Origin of the sequence: Martelella alba (genome assembly GCF_006516955.1) — a bacterium.
GTDB lineage: Bacteria > Pseudomonadota > Alphaproteobacteria > Rhizobiales > Rhizobiaceae > Martelella > Martelella alba.
This window is the reverse complement of the sequence record NZ_VHLG01000004.1, coordinates 144,690-158,171: the sequence shown is the minus strand read 5'-3', so window position 1 is coordinate 158,171 and position 13,482 is coordinate 144,690. Positions and strand designations below refer to the sequence as shown.

Here is a 13,482-nt window from a genome sequence, read left to right as displayed (position 1 = left end):
CTTGCCTTTCACCCGGCTTTCCTGTCAATTTGAGCCCCCAAACCCGCAGGCCATTTTGGGCGGCTGCGGGTTCCAAACGCCCATGCGGCGGAGATTGAGTGGAAGCGAAAGTCATGCGTATCACCCTGGAGCGGTCCAACCTGTTGAAGTCCCTGAACCATGTTCATCGCGTGGTCGAAAGGCGCAACACGATACCGATTCTCTCCAATGTGCTGCTGAAGGCAGAGGGCAACAGCCTGACCATGAAGGCGACCGACCTGGATCTTGAAATCACCGAGGCAACGGCTGCCATGGTGGAAAAGGCCGGTGCGACCACCGTGCCTGCCTATCTGCTTTATGAAATCGTCCGCAAGCTTTCAGACGGTTCGGAAGTCATGCTGGCGACCGATCCCGACGGGGCGTCGATTTCGGTTGCCTCGGGCCGGTCGAAGTTTTCGCTGCAATGCCTGCCGGAAGCCGATTTTCCGGATCTGACCGCCGGCACCTTCAGCCATGCATTCACCATCAAGGCCTCCGAGCTGAAGATGCTGATCGACCGGACCCAGTTCGCGATCTCCACCGAGGAAACCCGTTATTATCTGAACGGCATCTTCTTCCACGCCATGAGCGAGGGATCGTCCTTGAAACTGCGCGCGGTTGCCACCGATGGCCACCGTCTGGCACGCGCCGAGATCGAGGCGCCTGCGGGGTGCGAAAACATGCCCGGCGTCATCATTCCGCGCAAGACGGTCGGCGAGATCCAGAAGCTGGTTGATGACCCGGAAGCAAGCGTCAAGGTCGAGGTTTCCGATGCGAAGATCCGCTTCACCATTGGCGAGATCGTCATGACGTCGAAGCTGATTGACGGCACCTTCCCGGATTATCAGCGCGTTATCCCGGCCAATAATGACCGCGAAATGCGCATCGACTGCCAGGGCTTTGCCAAGGCCGTTGACCGCGTCTCGACCGTGTCGTCGGAGCGCGGCCGCGCCGTCAAGCTTTCGCTTTCCGAAGGACAGCTGACGCTGACCGTCAACAATCCCGATTCGGGCAGCGCCACTGATGAACTCGCCGTCTCCTATGACAGCGAGCCGATGGATATCGGTTTCAACGCCAAATATCTGCTCGATATCACCTCGCAGCTGACCGGCGAGGATGCTGTTTTCCTGTTTGCCGATGCCGGATCGCCGACGCTGATCCGCGATACGGCCAGCGCCGAAGCGCTCTATGTTCTGATGCCGATGCGTGTTTAGGCCGACCACCGGGGAGGGAAGGATTTACGCACTCTACATCACCCATCCCCAGGTGGCGCAGGATCCGGCCGTGCCGGTGCCTGAATGGCCGCTTTCGGCTCTCGGGCGCCAGCGCATGGCGGCCTTTGCCGCGCGCTCAGTCGTGCAGGACCTCGGCCATATCGTCTCGAGTGCTGAAACCAAGGCGGTTGAGGCCGCAGGCATTCTGGCGGCTGCGACGGGGCTTGGTGTCGAGATTGTTGCAGAAACCCATGAAAATGACCGCTCGGCCACCGGCTATCTGGCTGGTGGTGAGTTCGAGGCTGCACGGCTCGCCTTTCTCGGCCAGCCGGATGTCTCCTATCGCGGCTGGGAGCGGGCTGAGGATGCGCAAGCGCGCATCGTCAAGGCCGTTCAGTCCGTGCTTGCGCTTCGGCAGTGGGAGCGTCCCATTGCCTTTGTCGGCCATGGAGCGGTTGGAACACTGCTGAAATGCCATCTGAAAGGGGGCGCGATCAGTGCTGATGAGGATCAGCCGGGTGGTGGCGGTAATATTTTCTGCTTCAGCCTTTCCGATTGCGCGCTTTTATGCGACTGGACGCCGATGGAATTGTGGGAAGGATGGCCGAAATGAGTGCGAAGGATCGATTGATTGTCGGGCTTGATGTTCCGACGGTGGCCGAGGCGGAAGCCATGGTCACATTGCTGGGCGATGCGGTGGATTTTTACAAGATCGGCTATCAGCTGGTTTTCGCAGGCGGGCTGGATTTCGCCCGCGAGCTCGCCGCCGATGGCAAGAAGATCTTCCTTGATATGAAGCTTCTCGATATCGACAACACGGTTGCCAAGGGTGTCGAGAATATTGCCAAGATGGGCATGACGATGCTGACGCTGCACGCCTATCCCAAGGCGATGCGCGCCGCCGTTGCCGCCGCCGAGGGCTCCGGGCTCTGCCTGCTCGGCGTTACCGTCCTCACCTCCATGGATGACGAGGATCTGGTCGAGGCCGGCTATGCGGTCGATGCGAAAAGCCTCGTGGAAAAGCGCGCGGCCCAGGCGGCTGAAGCGGGGATGGGCGGGATCGTTTGTTCGGCAGCGGAGGCTGACATTGTGCGCCAGATCGTCGGGCCGGACATGGCGGTCGTGACGCCTGGCATCCGTCCGCTCGGCGTGGATCAGGGGGATCAGAAGCGGGTTGTCACCCCGTATGACGCCGTCAAGGCCGGTGCCTCCCATCTGGTCGTCGCCCGTCCTGTGGTCCGGGCAGAAGACCCGAAGGCTGCAGCCCGCGCCATTCTCGGAGAAGTTGAAACGGCGATCTGGCCGGCCAACCGGTAAGTCAGCCATTAACTATCTGTGACGGCAAAGCCACGAGGCGGAAAAAACACTGCCTTTTGGGCCGCAGCGGCGTTAGGCACTTCACCTTGCTGCCGGATTGGGCTAAGGGAATTGCAATCTATCATGAACATGTGTGCAGTCAGGAGCGAGCCATGACGCTTTCGAATATTCCCCCGTTGGTGACGGTATTCGGTGGGTCGGGTTTTCTCGGGCGCTATGTCGTGCGTGCGCTTGCCAAGCGTGGCTATCGCATTCGTGTTGCCGTGCGCCGGCCGGATCTGGCCGGTTTCCTGCAGCCGCTCGGCAATGTCGGACAGATCACGTTTGTTCAGGCCAATCTGCGTTATCCCGATTCGGTCAAAAATGCCGTTTCCGGTGCTTCGCATGTCGTCAATTGTGTCGGCCTCATGTTTGAGAGCGGCAAGAACAAGTTCGATCCCGTTCAGGCCAGAGGCGCGGCACTTGTCGCTGAGGCTGCGCGGGATGAAGGTGCTGGGCTCACCCATATTTCCGCCATCGGCGCCAGCGCCGGATCACCGTCTTCCTATGCGCGCAGCAAGGCTGCAGGCGAAAAGGCGGTGCAGGATGCGCTCAGCGATACCGTTATCCTGCGGCCGTCGCTTGTCTTTGGCACGGAAGACCAGTTCTTCAACAAATTTGCGGCCATGACCCTTTCCTCGCTTTTCCTGCCGCTGATTGGCGGCGGCCGGACGAAGTTTCAGCCGGTCTATGTCGGCGATGTGGCCGAGACTGTTGCGCTGTCTGTCGAGGGCAAGCTCGTCAAGGGCGCGATCTATGAGCTTGGCGGTCGCGATGTTGTCGATTTCCGCCAGTGTCTTGAAATGATCCTCAAGATCACCGGCCGCAAGCGGCGGCTTGTGTCGATACCTTTCGGGCTGGCCTCGCTGTTTGCCGGTATTGCTTCGGCGATCCCGCTGATCAAACCGCCGGTGACGCCGGATCAGGTTCGGCTTTTGAAGCAAGACAGTGTCGTATCTGCCGAGGCGATTGCGGAAGGACGCACACTTGAGGCGGCGGGCATTACCCCGGTTGTGCTTGGCTCGGTCCTGCCGGGCTATCTGGTGCAGTACCGCGAGCACGGTCAGTTCGGGCGCGTCGCCTGAGGGCAAAATGCGCTTCGTGGCATCATAATTGGAACAAAATTTTCACCTCTGCGTCATAGACGTAGTGATACTGCTGTCACAAAGGTAACGTCGTTTACGCTTTGTTGACATGTTGGGCGTGATCATGATTGAGCGATCAGATACTGAAAGGTCTTTCGCGATGGGTAAATCGATTGCCTTCCTCTTTGTTGGTGCTGCGCTGGTTATCATCGCCGCCTCGCTAGCTGCGCCAGGTACGGTCGCTGCCGGCAAGGATGGCTGTGCACCGGCCTATGGCATCGATCCTTGTGCGACTGCAGCAATTCACTGATCAATTCTGATCTGGGGGCGGATCGGAACAGAACATTTCCTCCCTTCTTCCTGCTCTGCATGTAAAATCCGCTGCCATGGGGCATGCGGTATTTTGTCGCGCGTCTGAGAGGAGGGAGGCCTGGCGGGCAGCATGTCGCCCGGTCGCTGAAAAGCCGCTTAAGCGTCATCGGCCGCGTCCACATGAACACTGCGTCGCCTAAATGTGAACTTTCATACTCCAGAAAAATCTTGACAACGATCACCTTCTTTCTGCAAAGTCACCTGGAAAAGGAAGGTTTAACTGTCGTCGGTTAAGGTCATGCTTGTCTGCAGCTGCAATTTCATCACTGAAAAGGAAATCGAGGACACGGTTAACGAGCTCCTCGCAGAAGACTGCTGGCAGCTGATCGTACCGGCGAAAGTCTATCATCGTATGGCGAAACGCGGTCGCTGCTGCGGTTGCTTTCCGAATGTCGTCGACATTATCATCCGCACGACAGAGGCGTATCATCTGAAACGTGACTCGACCGAGGCGGAGATTTTTGATTTTATGAGCCGCCTCAAACAGTTCCATGAACAAAACAGGAGAGCGGACATTGAAAGGCGACAAAAAAGTCATCGAGCGGCTGAACGAAGCACTGTTTCTTGAGCTTGGTGCGGTCAATCAGTATTGGCTGCATTACCGTCTTCTGGAGGACTGGGGCTTAACCAAGCTCGCCGCCAAGGAGCGCGCCGAATCGATCGAGGAAATGCAACACGCCGACAAGCTGGTAGACCGCATCATCTTCCTCGAAGGTCATCCCAATCTGCAGACGCTTGCGCCGCTGCGCATCGGTCAGAATGTCAAGGAAGTGCTGGAAGCCGACCTTGCCGGTGAATACGAAGCCCGCAATTCCTACAAGGCTTCCCGCGATGTCTGTCACGAAGCTGGCGACTATGTGAGCATGAAGCTCTTTGAAGAGCTGATGATCGACGAGGAAGGACATATCGACTTCCTCGAAACCCAGCTTGAGCTTCTGGACACGCTTGGCGACAAGAAATACGCCATGCTCAATGCTGCCGCGACCAATGAGGCGGAAGACTGATCATCTATGCTGCAGTGCAGCCGGATCATTGATAGAAGAGAGCCCCGGCCCGCATGAGGCCGGGGTTTTTCGTCAGGCCACCAGGTGGCGGAATTCGGAGACAACGTCTTCATAAACGGCGCGTTTGAATTCGACGATCAGCGCGGGAAGTGTCTCCATATCAACCCATTGCCAGGCATCAAATTCGCGCATGTGGCCCTGAGGTGGCGGATCGATCGCGATCTCGCTCTCATCACCCTCAAAGCGGAAGGCGAACCAGCGCTGGGTCTGGCCGCGATATTTGCCGCGCAGGCCGATACCGATCAGCGCTTCCGGCAGGTCGTAATTGATCCAGCGCGAGGCCTCGGCCAGAAGCGTTACGGTCTTCATGCCCGTCTCTTCGTAAAGCTCGCGCATGGCGGCAGGCAATGGCGCCTCGCCGGCATCAATGCCGCCCTGCGGCATTTGCCAGAGCTGCGGGCTGCCATCGCTTTCGCTATTGTTTTCCGAAAGGCGGCGGCCAACCCAGACCTTGCCATCGCGATTGAGCACCATGACGCCGACATTGGGACGATAGGGCAGTTCATCGGCACGCGGCCGGCGGATTTCCTCGGACAAGGCAGACCTCCTGAAAAAGCCGTCCGGACAGGAGCTCCCGGCGGCAGGGCTGGAATTGCCGTCTTGTTATCACGCCGGGCTGGCAGGCTGGAAGTGCCTGATGTCCCTAATCGGCCGTCAGTGCCGTCATGGCCCGGCGGAAGCGTGCGGTGATGGCACCCCTGTCGCGATGGCGGCCATTTTCCACCAGTTTCTCGCCTGCGATCCAGACGCCGTCAACCTTCACCGCATTGGCAAAGATGAAGCCGTCAAGGGCTGCGTCACCCGCAAGCCACGGGGCTTCAGAAGTATCGAGGGAAACGAAATCGGCAGCGCTGCCTTCGGTGATAGCCGCCGCAGCACCAAGGGCGCGCGCGCCACCATCGACAGCGAGATCGATGAGGTGGCGCCCGGTGGAGCCACCCGCCGGGGCGATCACATTGCGGGCATGTTCGGCAAGGCGTGCTGAATATTCAAGCTGGCGCAATTCATCGGCAAGGCCGATCAGCACATTGGAATCAGAGCCGACGCCAAGCCGCCCGCCTTGCGCCAGAAAGGCGGCGGCCGGGAAGGTGCCGTCGCCCAGATTGGCCTCTGTGACCGGGCAGAGACCGGCAACCGCGCCCGAGCGGGCAAAGCGGGCGGTTTCTTCCGCGCTCATATGGGTGGCGTGGATCAGGCACCAGCGCGCGTCGACGTCGGCATGGTCAAACAGCAGCGAGACCGGGCGCGTACCGCTCCAGGCGATACAGTCTTCGACCTCCTTCAGCTGTTCGGCGATATGGATGTGGATCGGTCCATCGCCGGCAAGCGCGGCGACCCTGCCCAGATCCTCAAGCGTGACGGCGCGCAGAGAGTGCGGTGCGACACCCAGTCGTGATGTGGGAAGCGGGGAAAGCGCCTGCCGGGCCGCCGCCATCAGCCGCGCAAAACTTTCCGTGTCATGAATGAAACGGCGCTGCCCCTCATGCGGGGCGAGGCCGCCAAAGCCGGATTGGGCGTAGAAGACCGGCAGAAGTGTCAATCCGATGCCGGTCGTGCTGGCTGCCGCTGCGATGCGCTCGGCCATCTCGGCAATGTTGTCGTAATGGGTGCCATCCTCGTCGTTGTGGAGATAATGGAACTCTCCGACCCGGCCGAATCCGGCTTCCAGCATTTCCATGTAAAGCTGTGCCGCGATGGCTTCGACCTCGTCCGGCCGGATTTTCCACGCGAAGCGATACATCAGCTCGCGCCAGCTCCAGAAGCTGTCAGCCGTCATGCCGCGCCGCTCGGTCATCCCGGCCATGGCGCGCTGGAAGGCGTGGCTGTGAAGGTTGGGAATGGCGGGAATGATCAGGCTGTGCCGCTCGTCGACCGGCTCGGCCGCAACGCCTGTTGCGATCGTGTCGATCTGCCCATCGCGAACCGTCAGCCGGGCATTGCTCACCAGGCCGTTTCGCGTCAATATCGTCTCGGCAAAGATCCGTGTCATCGGCCTCATCCCCATTGTCTTATTTTGTATATACATAAAATGACTTTGTACCGCAAATGACAACACATGATGTGATGGCATCGCAGCGCACAAACTTCCTGTAATTTGTCTAGACAAAATATATAGGCCATGGCTAGTATGCCCATGGAAGGGGCAGAATGCCCGCCTGCATAAAATTTCACAGAATGAGGGGTTCGAATATGAACATGAAGTGGATTGCCGCAGCCTCGCTTTGCGGTTTCATGGCGGCCACCGCCGCCCATGCCGCCGATACCAAGGTTGAGATTGGCTTTTCCGGCTGGACCGGTTTTGCACCGCTGACACTGGCCAAGGAAGCCGGCATTTTCGAGAAGAACGGTCTTGATGTCACGCTGGTCAAGATCCCGCAGGCAAGCCGCCATCTGGCGTTGGCCTCCGGCGATATCCAGTGCGCGGCCACCACCACCGAGACCTTTATCGTCTGGGCTGCAGCCGGTGTTCCCACCACGCAGATCTTCCAGCTTGATCAGTCCCACGGTGCTGACGGCATTGTCGTGCGCAACGACATTTCCTCCTTTGCTGATCTGAAGGGCAAGACCATCGCGGCCTCCGCCCCTGGCACCTCGCCTTACTTCCTGCTCGCTTACATGCTGAAGCAGAACGGCATGACCATGGATGACGTCAAGGTCGTCAACCTTGAGCCGGGCCCGGCAGCCCAGGCCTTCCTTGCCGGCCAGAATGATGCGGCCATGACCTATGAGCCCTATCTCTCTTCGGTTCGTGATGCGGGCGACGCCGGCAAGATCATGGCGACAACCGTTGATTACCCGGCCGTGATTGACACATTCGGCTGCACGCCGTCTTTCCTCGCCGACAATCCGGATGCTGCCAAGGCGCTGGCCACGTCCTATTATCAGGCGCTGGACATGATCGCTGCAGAACCGGAAAAATCCTATGAAATCATGGGCGCCGATGTGAACCAGACGGCCGACGAGTTCAAGGCTTCGGCAGAATATCTGGAATGGCAGGACCGTGATGCTGCGATTGCCTTCTTCGATGGTCCCTACAAGCAGTTTTCTGAAGATGCCGCCCAGCTTCTGCTCGACGCCGGTGTCATCAAGGAAATTCCGGATCTGACGGTTCTGGCCGATCCGAGCTATATCCAGCAGTAATTCAAGATCCTACCGGCGGGGGCTGATTGCGGTCAGCCCCCGTCCGTTGCCGTTTGAAACGGAAGTGCGATGAAACCCCTCGAACCTATCGATCCGAAGCTGAGGATTTCCCTCGGCATACTGTTCTTCGTCATCTTTTTTGCCGGTTGGGGCGTTGCCACATTCGGCGGTTTTGTTTCGAAGACCTTCCTGGCCGATCCGCTGACCATGCTCAGCGATGGCTGGTGGCTTTTGACCAAGCGGCATTTCCTTGGCGATATCGGCATGACTGTCTGGCGTGTTGTCGGCGGCTTCGTGCTGGCCACCATTGTCGCTGTTCCGGTGGGCATTGCCATGGGCGCCTACAAGCCGATCGAGGCCTTTCTCGAGCCTTTCGTATCCTTCGCGCGCTACCTCCCGGCCTCTGCCTTCGTGCCGCTGCTCATCCTGTGGGCCGGTATCGGCGAAATGCAGAAGCTGCTCGTCATCTTCATCGGGTCGGTGTTTCAGATCATCTTGATGATCGCTGTTTATGTCGCCAATACCAGGCGTGATCTGGTGGAGGCTGCCTATACGCTCGGCTCATCCAATTCCAGCGTCGTGCGGCGGGTTCTGTTGCCGGCAAGTGCGCCTGATATCGCCGAAACGCTGCGTCTCGTGCTCGGCTGGGCCTGGACCTATGTCATCGTCGCCGAGTTGATTGGTGCCTCCTCCGGCATCGGCTATATGATCATCAATTCCCAGTCGCTGATGGCAACCGGCCAGATCATTTTCGGCATCATCGTCATCGGCGTGATTGGCCTCATCTCCGATGTTGCCTTCAAGATGATCAATCGCAGGCTTTTTGCATGGAGGTTCGCATGAGCGCGTCTGAGCTCGTCATCGAAGGCGTGTCGCGCGTCTTTGCCGGCAATCGCGGCGGTGAGCCGGTTCAGGCGCTGGCGCCGACCGATCTGACGCTGGAAAAGAATGATTTCGTCACCATTCTTGGTCCGTCAGGCTGCGGCAAGTCCACGCTTTTGCGCATTGTTGCCGGCCTTGACAAGCCCACCACCGGGCGCGTCTTGCTGGATGGCAATGTCGTCACCGGGCCTGGCGCCGATCGCGGCATGGTGTTTCAGTCCTACACGCTGTTTCCCTGGCTGACGATCCGCCAGAATGTCGGTTTCGGCCTGCGCGAAAAGGGCATGAAGGACAAGGAGATCCGGACGATCGTCGATCACTATCTCGATCGTGTCGGGCTTTCCGCTTTTGCCGATCACTGGCCGAAGCAGCTTTCCGGCGGCATGCAGCAGCGCACGGCGATTGCCCGCGCACTTGCCAATGATCCCAAGATCCTGCTGCTTGATGAACCTTTCGGCGCGCTTGACAACCAGACCCGCGGCCTGATGCAGGAGCTTCTGCTCGGCATCTGGGAGCGGGAAAAGAAGACGGTCATCTTCGTGACCCACGACATCGAGGAAGCGGTCTTCATGGCCTCGCGGGTTGTCACAATGTCGGCCCGGCCGGGGCGTATATCTTCGATTACACCGGTCAATTTCGGCCATCCGCGTGACTATACGCTGAAGGCGGATCCGGAATTTGCGCGGCTCAGATTGAAGCTCACGGAAGAGATCCGTGCCGAGGTTATCGCTGCCGTTGCGCGCGGCTGATCATGGGCTGAAAGGGGCAGGACATGGTTGCTGGGGGGCAGAACGGCAAAAAGGGCGAGAAACTGCCGCTGCATGCGCGGATCCAGCATGATGTCGAAAGCAAGATCATGTCGGGCGAATGGCCGCCTGGCTTTCGGATTCCCTTCGAACATGAGCTGACAGATACCTATGGCTGTTCGCGCATGACCGTGAACAAGGCGCTCAGCGAATTGTCAAAAAAGGGATTGATTGAGCGTCGCCGCAAATCCGGTTCCTTCGTCTGTCAGCCGGAAGTGCTGTCAGCAGTGATGGAGATCCATCAGCTTGACCGGGAGGTGACCGCTCTCGGATTGCATTATTCCTTCCGGCGGCTTGCGCAGCTGGAACGTCTTGCCAGTGTTGAGGATGTGACACGTCTGTCTATCGACAGGCCGGTTCCGGTTCTTTGCGTCACCAGCCTGCACAAGGCCGGTGAGCGACTTTTCTGTTACGAAGAGCGGCTGATCAATCTCGATGTTGTGCCGGCCGCGCGGGAGGCTGATTTTGACCTGACGCCGCCCGGTACATGGCTTCTGGAACAGGTGCCATGGAGTGCTGCCGAACATCGCATCCGCGCGATCGGTGCGCAGGGCAGGGCGGCTTCAGCACTTGAACTTGCGCCTGGCACGCCCTGTCTCATCATCAGCCGCCGCACCTGGAACGCCGCCGGCGCCATCACCCATGTCCGGCTGACCTATCCCGGTGACATGCACACGCTGGTTGCCGAGTTTTCCCCCTCGCAGCGCGCCCGCTGAACAGTGGCGCGGCAGCGCCCCGGTTTCGCGCAATCCTGCTCTGATTTGCCGTTTTGCCGCCGCATGATCCTGTCGATCCTTGCTCCATTCCGCCCGGGCAGGTCTAGTCTCGCACAGGCATGTTACGCTGCCTCACCCAGCGTTCGAAATCCGCCGGAGGAAGCGGCTCGGAGAAGAGGTAGCCCTGCAACGCGTCGCAACCGAGTTCAGCGAGAATGCGCGCATGCTCGGAGGTTTCCACGCCTTCGGCAATGATCTCGATTCCCAGCGCCCGGCCGATCTCGACAATCGAACTGACCAGCCGGCGCTGGCTTTGTGAATGGACAATGGGGGTTACGAGCTGCCGGTCGATTTTCAGACGTTTCGGTGACAGGGCCAGCAGCGAAATGATTGACGCATAGCCGGTGCCGAAATCGTCGATTTCGATGTCGATACCATAGCGTTTGAGCTGCCGGACGATCTTCTCAAACACACCGTCCGATGTATCGAAGGAGATCGATTCGACCAGTTCGAAGGACAGTGCGCCCGGCGGAATGTCGAGCGCGTCGAGGCCTTCGAAAATACTGCCGTCGCTCAGTCTCTGAGCGGAGATATTGACGGCGATATGAGGCACAATGATGCCACTATTGTTCCAGCGGTGGTACTGTCTGGCAGCTTCTACCATGACGGCTCTGTCGATCCGGGATATGGCGCCGACGGTTTCAGCGGCAGTGAGGAAATGTTGCGGCGCCAGCAGGCCCCGGGTCGGGTGGTGCCAGCGCACCAGCGCCTCGACGCCTTCAAGGGCGAGGCTTTTGGCATTGAGCTGCGGCTGATAATATACCACGAATTCATTGCGATCGAGACCGGCCAGGATCTCATCGGCGATGCGGCGGCTTTCAACGGCGGCGCTGCGAAGCGAGGCGTTGAAAACCGTGAAGCGGTCGCGGCCGGCCTTCTTCGCGCCGTCGAGGGCGATATCGGCATTGGCCAGGACATCGCTGCTTTCCTGATCGGCCCAGGCAATGCCAATGCTGGCGCCGGTGCGGCAGTTATGGAGCCCGAGGCGGACGGGGCGGCTCAGCGCTGCAATGATGGAGCGGGCCCGCCTTGCCGCGCCCTCGGCATTGCCGTCCCAATGCGACAGGATCGCGAATTCGTCGCCGCCGATTCTCGCGACAAACTCTCCAGCGCGTGCCAGGGATTTCAGGGTGCGCGCCGTATGCCGGAGGATGCTGTCTCCTGCTTCATGGCCGAGCGTGTCGTTGATTTCCTTGAACCTGTCGAGATCGATATGCAGCAACAAAAAGGGCGCGGTCAACGAAGCCTCGCGCCGCGCGCCTGACAGGAGATCTTCGAGATAACGGCGGTTGGGCAGGTCGGTCAGCCCGTCATGAAGGGCGCGGTATTCCAGCCCGCGACGGGCACGTTCCAGGGCCGCATTCTGTTCCTTCGTCTCGCGATTGGCGTCGCGCAGCGCCTGTTGAAGGCGGATGTCTTCGGTAACATCCCAGTTGGCGCCGATTACCCTGCGTGTGCCATCCTTGAGCGTGCTCAGCATGCCGAAAGCGCGGATGTGGCGCAGCGTGCCATCGCGACCTGTGACCCGGAAGGTTGAGTGATATTCATTGCTTTCGCCCTGAAGGATGCGGGCGAATGCCCGCCGCTCCCGGTCGATATCATCAGGGTAGACACTGTCGCGCCACAGCGAGATGTCCTTTGGTCTTTCCTGAGGGCTGATACCGTAAAGCGCATACATGCGCTGGTCCCAGACGACTACACCGCTGTCGAGGTCATATTCCCACACGCCGATGCTCGAGGCATCGAGGGCGAGCTGCATCCGGGTCGACAGGCGCTCAAGCTGCCGTTCGCGGTGCCATAAGGTTCTGAAATGGACCAGCCGTTCGCGCATCAGCATGGCAATACCAATCACGCTGATAACAAGAATGGCGCCGATCGAGCCGACAAGGATGCGGCGCGCGAGCGAATGGGTCACGGGTTCTTCCCAGCCAAGGGCCGGAACTGCTGCCATGATCCATTTTCGCTGTGTGAAGTCGATGGATTGCGTCACCGGGTTTTCTGCCACGACCTCCGGCCTGCCGAAGATAGGCTCTGCCTCCTGCGTGACCGGGTTCATCCTGATAATGCTGACACGCAGCGGGGTCTTGAGCTGGTGGGCGAGGTTGTCATTGCGGATGCGTTCAAAGTCGATGATCGTCGACATCACGCCCCAGACCGTGTGGTCTGTGCCGTCGATGAGGGGATAATAGGCGATCAGCTGCGAACCGCCCTGAACGATGGCAATCGGCCCTTCGACGACGGGTGCGCCGGTCGCGATGGCATGCGCCACGGCCGCTGCCTGTTCTGGGTGGTCGTTGTAGTTCAGGCCGATAGCTGCTTCATTGCCAGCCCGCGGATAGACCATCTCGATCCTGTTGTTGCGGGCAATGGCCACGGACAGAATGGCTGATGGCGTGGCGAGCATGCTTTTGGCGAGGCGGGAAAATGCGGCTTCGTCAATCGCCGGGTTGGTCGAAATTGCCGATGCCAGTCCCTGGCCGAGTGCAACATTGGCCGTAATCTGCCCGGCAAGCCGGGTGCTGACGAGCGCGGAGGTTTCTGCGACCTCGAGCCGGAGATTGTTGCGATAGTCGCGCGATGATATGCGGTCGAAATAGATGACTGCAATGGCGACGAGGATGACAACAGCAAGCGCCAGCAGGTCACCGGATGTCGGCTGCCACCATTTGTGCTTCTGAGGCTCATCATCGATGGCGGGCTCCATGTGCACGTCTCCATTCATCTGCTGCTGTAGTATTCACAAAGAGGATGTTTTTTCAATCAATAGG

14 protein-coding genes are annotated in these 13,482 nt (G+C 59.4%); 11 read left to right on the top strand and 3 right to left on the bottom strand.

Translation table 11 applies throughout. The features are described 5' to 3' along the window. Positions 1-113 precede the first annotated feature (113 nt). The 7 genes from dnaN to bfr all read left to right on the top strand — a co-directional run bounded on the left by dnaN (position 114) and on the right by bfr (position 5,049). Complete coding sequence (dnaN, locus tag FJU08_RS09445) at positions 114-1,232, top strand: DNA polymerase III subunit beta (protein WP_141148755.1); 1,119 nt, start codon at positions 114-116, stop codon at positions 1,230-1,232. Positions 1,233-1,254: 22 nt separating this feature from the next. Continuing rightward, positions 1,255-1,845, top strand: coding sequence for a histidine phosphatase family protein (locus tag FJU08_RS09440; protein ID WP_141149022.1), 591 nt, complete (start codon positions 1,255-1,257; stop codon positions 1,843-1,845). Beyond that, entirely contained in the window at positions 1,842-2,549 is a 708-nt protein-coding gene (gene pyrF, locus FJU08_RS09435) for an orotidine-5'-phosphate decarboxylase (protein WP_141148754.1), read from the top strand. The genes FJU08_RS09440 and pyrF overlap by 4 nt, the downstream gene beginning before the upstream one ends. 152 nt (positions 2,550-2,701) lie before the next feature. Further along, positions 2,702-3,673: a complex I NDUFA9 subunit family protein gene (locus FJU08_RS09430; RefSeq protein ID WP_141148753.1), complete on the top strand. Its 972-nt coding sequence runs from the start codon at positions 2,702-2,704 to the stop codon at positions 3,671-3,673. A 160-nt stretch (positions 3,674-3,833) separates the two neighbouring features. Then, complete coding sequence (locus FJU08_RS22735) at positions 3,834-3,983, top strand: hypothetical protein (protein WP_176082556.1); 150 nt, start codon at positions 3,834-3,836, stop codon at positions 3,981-3,983. A 300-nt stretch (positions 3,984-4,283) separates the two neighbouring features. After that, a complete protein-coding gene (locus FJU08_RS09425) occupies positions 4,284-4,613 on the top strand; it encodes a (2Fe-2S)-binding protein (protein WP_141148752.1) in 330 nt (109 codons plus the stop codon). Next, a complete protein-coding gene (bfr, locus tag FJU08_RS09420; protein WP_141148751.1) occupies positions 4,561-5,049 on the top strand; it encodes a bacterioferritin in 489 nt (162 codons plus the stop codon). The genes FJU08_RS09425 and bfr overlap by 53 nt, the downstream gene beginning before the upstream one ends. Positions 5,050-5,121: 72 nt before the next feature. Here the strand turns inward: bfr and FJU08_RS09415 are convergent, their stop codons facing one another. Further along, positions 5,122-5,646: an RNA pyrophosphohydrolase gene (locus FJU08_RS09415; RefSeq protein WP_407943695.1), complete on the bottom strand. Its 525-nt coding sequence runs from the start codon at positions 5,644-5,646 to the stop codon at positions 5,122-5,124. Positions 5,647-5,752: 106 nt separating this feature from the next. Beyond that, the gene (locus FJU08_RS09410) at positions 5,753-7,099 is read right to left on the bottom strand and encodes a formimidoylglutamate deiminase (RefSeq protein WP_141148750.1); all 1,347 of its coding nucleotides are present in this window, start codon (positions 7,097-7,099) and stop codon (positions 5,753-5,755) included. 200 nt (positions 7,100-7,299) lie between these two features. Here FJU08_RS09410 and FJU08_RS09405 point away from each other — a divergent pair, with 200 nt between their 5' ends. The 4 genes from FJU08_RS09405 to hutC all read left to right on the top strand — a co-directional run bounded on the left by FJU08_RS09405 (position 7,300) and on the right by hutC (position 10,654). Continuing rightward, positions 7,300-8,250 carry an ABC transporter substrate-binding protein gene (locus FJU08_RS09405; RefSeq protein WP_407943694.1) on the top strand — a complete coding sequence of 317 codons (951 nt, stop codon included), beginning with the start codon at positions 7,300-7,302 and terminating at the stop codon, positions 8,248-8,250. 69 nt (positions 8,251-8,319) lie between these two features. Continuing rightward, complete coding sequence (locus FJU08_RS09400) at positions 8,320-9,093, top strand: ABC transporter permease (RefSeq protein ID WP_141148749.1); 774 nt, start codon at positions 8,320-8,322, stop codon at positions 9,091-9,093. Continuing rightward, the gene (locus FJU08_RS09395; protein WP_141148748.1) at positions 9,090-9,881 is read left to right on the top strand and encodes an ABC transporter ATP-binding protein; all 792 of its coding nucleotides are present in this window, start codon (positions 9,090-9,092) and stop codon (positions 9,879-9,881) included. The genes FJU08_RS09400 and FJU08_RS09395 overlap by 4 nt, the downstream gene beginning before the upstream one ends. Before the next feature lie 23 nt (positions 9,882-9,904). Beyond that, a complete protein-coding gene (gene hutC, locus FJU08_RS09390; RefSeq protein ID WP_141148747.1) occupies positions 9,905-10,654 on the top strand; it encodes a histidine utilization repressor in 750 nt (249 codons plus the stop codon). A 103-nt stretch (positions 10,655-10,757) separates the two neighbouring features. Here the strand turns inward: hutC and FJU08_RS09385 are convergent, their stop codons facing one another. Then, entirely contained in the window at positions 10,758-13,418 is a 2,661-nt protein-coding gene (locus FJU08_RS09385) for a bifunctional diguanylate cyclase/phosphodiesterase (protein WP_181409793.1), read from the bottom strand. Positions 13,419-13,482 lie beyond the last annotated feature (64 nt).

Bases quoted from the DNA above. Each gene is read 5' to 3' on its own strand.
- dnaN (WP_141148755.1), top strand. From the start codon at position 114: ATGCGTATCACCCTGGAGCGGTCCAACCTGTTGAAGTCCCTGAACCAT.
- pyrF (WP_141148754.1), top strand. From the start codon at position 1,842: ATGAGTGCGAAGGATCGATTGATTGTCGGGCTTGATGTTCCGACGGTG.
- FJU08_RS09430 (WP_141148753.1), top strand. From the start codon at position 2,702: ATGACGCTTTCGAATATTCCCCCGTTGGTGACGGTATTCGGTGGGTCG.
- FJU08_RS22735 (WP_176082556.1), top strand. From the start codon at position 3,834: ATGGGTAAATCGATTGCCTTCCTCTTTGTTGGTGCTGCGCTGGTTATC.
- FJU08_RS09425 (WP_141148752.1), top strand. From the start codon at position 4,284: ATGCTTGTCTGCAGCTGCAATTTCATCACTGAAAAGGAAATCGAGGAC.
- FJU08_RS09410 (WP_141148750.1), bottom strand. From the start codon at position 7,099: ATGACACGGATCTTTGCCGAGACGATATTGACGCGAAACGGCCTGGTG.
- FJU08_RS09405 (WP_407943694.1), top strand. From the start codon at position 7,300: ATGAACATGAAGTGGATTGCCGCAGCCTCGCTTTGCGGTTTCATGGCG.
- FJU08_RS09400 (WP_141148749.1), top strand. From the start codon at position 8,320: ATGAAACCCCTCGAACCTATCGATCCGAAGCTGAGGATTTCCCTCGGC.
- FJU08_RS09395 (WP_141148748.1), top strand. From the start codon at position 9,090: ATGAGCGCGTCTGAGCTCGTCATCGAAGGCGTGTCGCGCGTCTTTGCC.
- hutC (WP_141148747.1), top strand. From the start codon at position 9,905: ATGGTTGCTGGGGGGCAGAACGGCAAAAAGGGCGAGAAACTGCCGCTG.
- FJU08_RS09385 (WP_181409793.1), bottom strand. From the start codon at position 13,418: ATGGAGCCCGCCATCGATGATGAGCCTCAGAAGCACAAATGGTGGCAG.